This window comes from Flavobacterium aquicola, assembly GCF_003385115.1.
Classification (GTDB): Bacteria; Bacteroidota; Bacteroidia; order Flavobacteriales; family Flavobacteriaceae; genus Flavobacterium; species Flavobacterium aquicola.
The window spans coordinates 1-2,945 of sequence record NZ_QUNI01000039.1 but is presented as its reverse complement, the minus strand read 5'-3'; the positions used below and the strand labels follow the sequence as shown (position 1 = coordinate 2,945).

General features: G+C 53.9%; 1 protein-coding gene. It reads right to left on the bottom strand.

Annotation, left to right across the window (positions count from 1 at the left end; all coding sequences use genetic code 11):
* On the bottom strand, positions 1-2,945 hold a 2,945-nt coding region (locus C8P67_RS22255; protein WP_394338675.1), incomplete at both ends, for a beta strand repeat-containing protein.

Genomic DNA, 2,945 nt, shown 5'->3' with positions numbered 1-2,945 from the left:
GCTGTTGGAGCCGCCAGCTGCACTGGAATTGTAACCGAAGCCGAAGCAGCCGAAGCACAAGTCAGGGCATTGGTGGCAATAAAAGTATAAGCAGTTCCCGGAGTTCCTGTAATGGCACCCAAAGCGCCTACAGTTGTACCTGCCGGAGTTGAAGCATAAGTCAGGGCAGCAGAATAATTGGCAATCGATGCCGTTCCGTCAGCCGAACAGGTAGCCGCAGTAAAGGATACGGTCGGTGCTGTTGGAGCCGCCAATTGCACTGGAATTGTAACCGAAGCCGAAGCAGCCGAAGCACAAGTCAGGGCATTGGTGGCAATAAAAGTATAAGCAGTCCCCGGAGTTCCCGTAATGGCGCCCAAAGCGCCTACAGTAGCCCCTGCCGGAGTTGAAGCATAAGTCAGGGCAACAGAATAATTGTCAATCGATGCCGTTCCGTCAGCCGAGCAGGTAGCCGCAGTAAAGGATACGGTCGGTGCTGTTGGAGCCGCCAGCTGCGCAGGAATGGTCACAGCAGCCGAAGCGTTCGAAGCACAAAAGAGTGCATTTGTAGCAATAAAAGTATAAGCAGTCCCCGCAGTACCTGTAATAGCACCCAAAGCGCCTACAGTTGCCCCTGCCGGAGTTGACGAATAAGTCAAAGCAGCGGAATAATTGGCAATCGATGCCGTTCCGTCAGCCGAGCATGTAGCCGCAGTAGTGGATACCGTTGGTGTTGCCGGAGCCGCCAGCTGCACAGGAATGGTCACAGCAGCCGAAGCAGCCGAAGCACAAGTCAGGGCATTGGCAGCAATAAAAGTATAAGCAGTTCCCGCAGTACCTGTAATGGCACCCAAAGCTCCTACAGTTGCTCCCGCCGGAGTTGATGCATAAGTCAAAGCAGCAGAATAATTGGCAATCGATGCCGTTCCGTCAGCCGAGCATGTAGCCGCAGTAGTCGATACGGTCGGTGCTGTTGGAGCCGCCAATTGCACTGGAATTGTAACCGAAGCCGAAGCAGCCGAAGCACAAGTCAGGGCATTGGTGGCAATAAAAGTATAAGCAGTCCCCGGAGTTCCCGTAATGGCGCCCAAAGCGCCTACAGTAGCCCCTGCCGGAGTTGAAGCATAAGTCAGGGCAGCAGAATAATTGTCAATCGATGCCGTTCCGTCAGCCGAGCATGTAGCCGCAGTAAAGGATACGGTCGGTGCTGTTGGAGCCGCCAGCTGCGCAGGAATGGTCACAGCAGCCGAAGCGTTCGAAGCACAAAAGAGTGCATTTGTAGCAATAAAAGTATAAGCAGTTCCCGGAGTCCCTGTAATGGCACCCAAAGCGCCTACAGTTGCTCCCGCCGGAGTTGAAGCATAAGTCAGGGCAGCAGAATAATTGTCAATCGATGCCGTTCCGTCAGCCGAGCATGTAGCCGCAGTAAAGGATACGGTCGGTGCTGTTGGAGCCGCCAGCTGCGCAGGAATGGTCACAGCAGCCGAAGCGTTCGAAGCACAAAAGAGTGCATTTGTAGCAATAAAAGTATAAGCAGTTCCCGGAGTCCCTGTAATGGCACCCAAAGCGCCTACAGTTGCCCCTGCCGGAGTTGAAGCATAAGTCAGGGCAGCAGAATAATTGTCAATCGATGCCGTTCCGTCAGCCGAGCATGTAGCCGCAGTAAAGGATACGGTCGGTGCTGTTGGAGCCGCCAGCTGCGCAGGAATGGTCACAGCAGCCGAAGCGTTCGAAGCACAAAAGAGTGCATTTGTAGCAATAAAAGTATAAGCAGTTCCCGCAGTACCTGTAATAGCACCCAAAGCGCCTACAGTTGCACCAGCCGGAGTTGACGAATAAGTCAAAGCAGCGGAATAATTGGCAATCGATGCCGTTCCGTCAGCCGAGCATGTAGCCGCAGTAGTGGATACCGTTGGTGTTGCCGGAGCCGCCAGCTGCACAGGAATGGTCACAGCAGCCGAAGCAGCCGAAGCGCAAAAGAGTGCATTTGTGGCAATAAAAGTATAGGCAGTTCCTGCAGTCCCTGTAATGGCACCCAAAGCTCCTACAGTAGCCCCAGCAGGAGTTGAAGCATAAGTCAAAGCAGCGGAATAATTGTCAATAGAAGCCGTTCCGTCAGCCGAGCAGGTAGCCGGAGCAGAGGATACGGTTGGTGCTGTTGGAGCCGCCAGCTGCGCAGGAATGGTCACAGCAGCCGAAGCGTTCGAAGCACAAAAGAGTGCATTTGTAGCAATAAAAGTATAAGCAGTTCCCGCAGTACCTGTAATGGCACCCAAAGCGCCTACAGTTGCCCCTGCCGGAGTTGAAGCATAAGTCAGGGCAGCAGAATAATTGTCAATCGATGCCGTTCCGTCAGCCGAGCATGTAGCCGGAGCAGTGGATACGGTCGGTGCTGTTGGAGCCGCCAGCTGCGCAGGAATGGTCACAGCAGCCGAAGCGTTCGAAGCACAAAAGAGTGCATTTGTAGCAATAAAAGTATAAGCAGTTCCCGGAGTCCCTGTAATGGCACCCAAAGCGCCTACAGTTGCCCCTGCCGGAGTTGAAGCGTAAGTCAGGGCAGCAGAATAATTGTCAATCGATGCCGTTCCGTCAGCCGAGCATGTAGCCGCAGTAAAGGATACGGTCGGTGCTGTTGGAGCCGCCAGCTGCGCAGGAATGGTCACAGCAGCCGAAGCGTTCGAAGCACAAAAGATTGCATTTGTAGCAATAAAAGTATAAGCAGTTCCCGCAGTCCCTGTAATGGCACCCAAAGCGCCTACAGTTGCCCCTGCCGGAGTTGAAGCATAAGTCAGGGCAGCAGAATAATTGTCAATCGAAGCCGTTCCGTCAGCCGAGCATGTAGCCGCAGTAGTGGATACGGTCGGTGCTGTTGGAGCCGCCAGCTGCACAGGAATGGTCACAGCAGCCGAAGCAGCCGAAGCACAAGTCAGGGCATTGGCAGCAATAAAAGTATAAGCAGTTCCCGC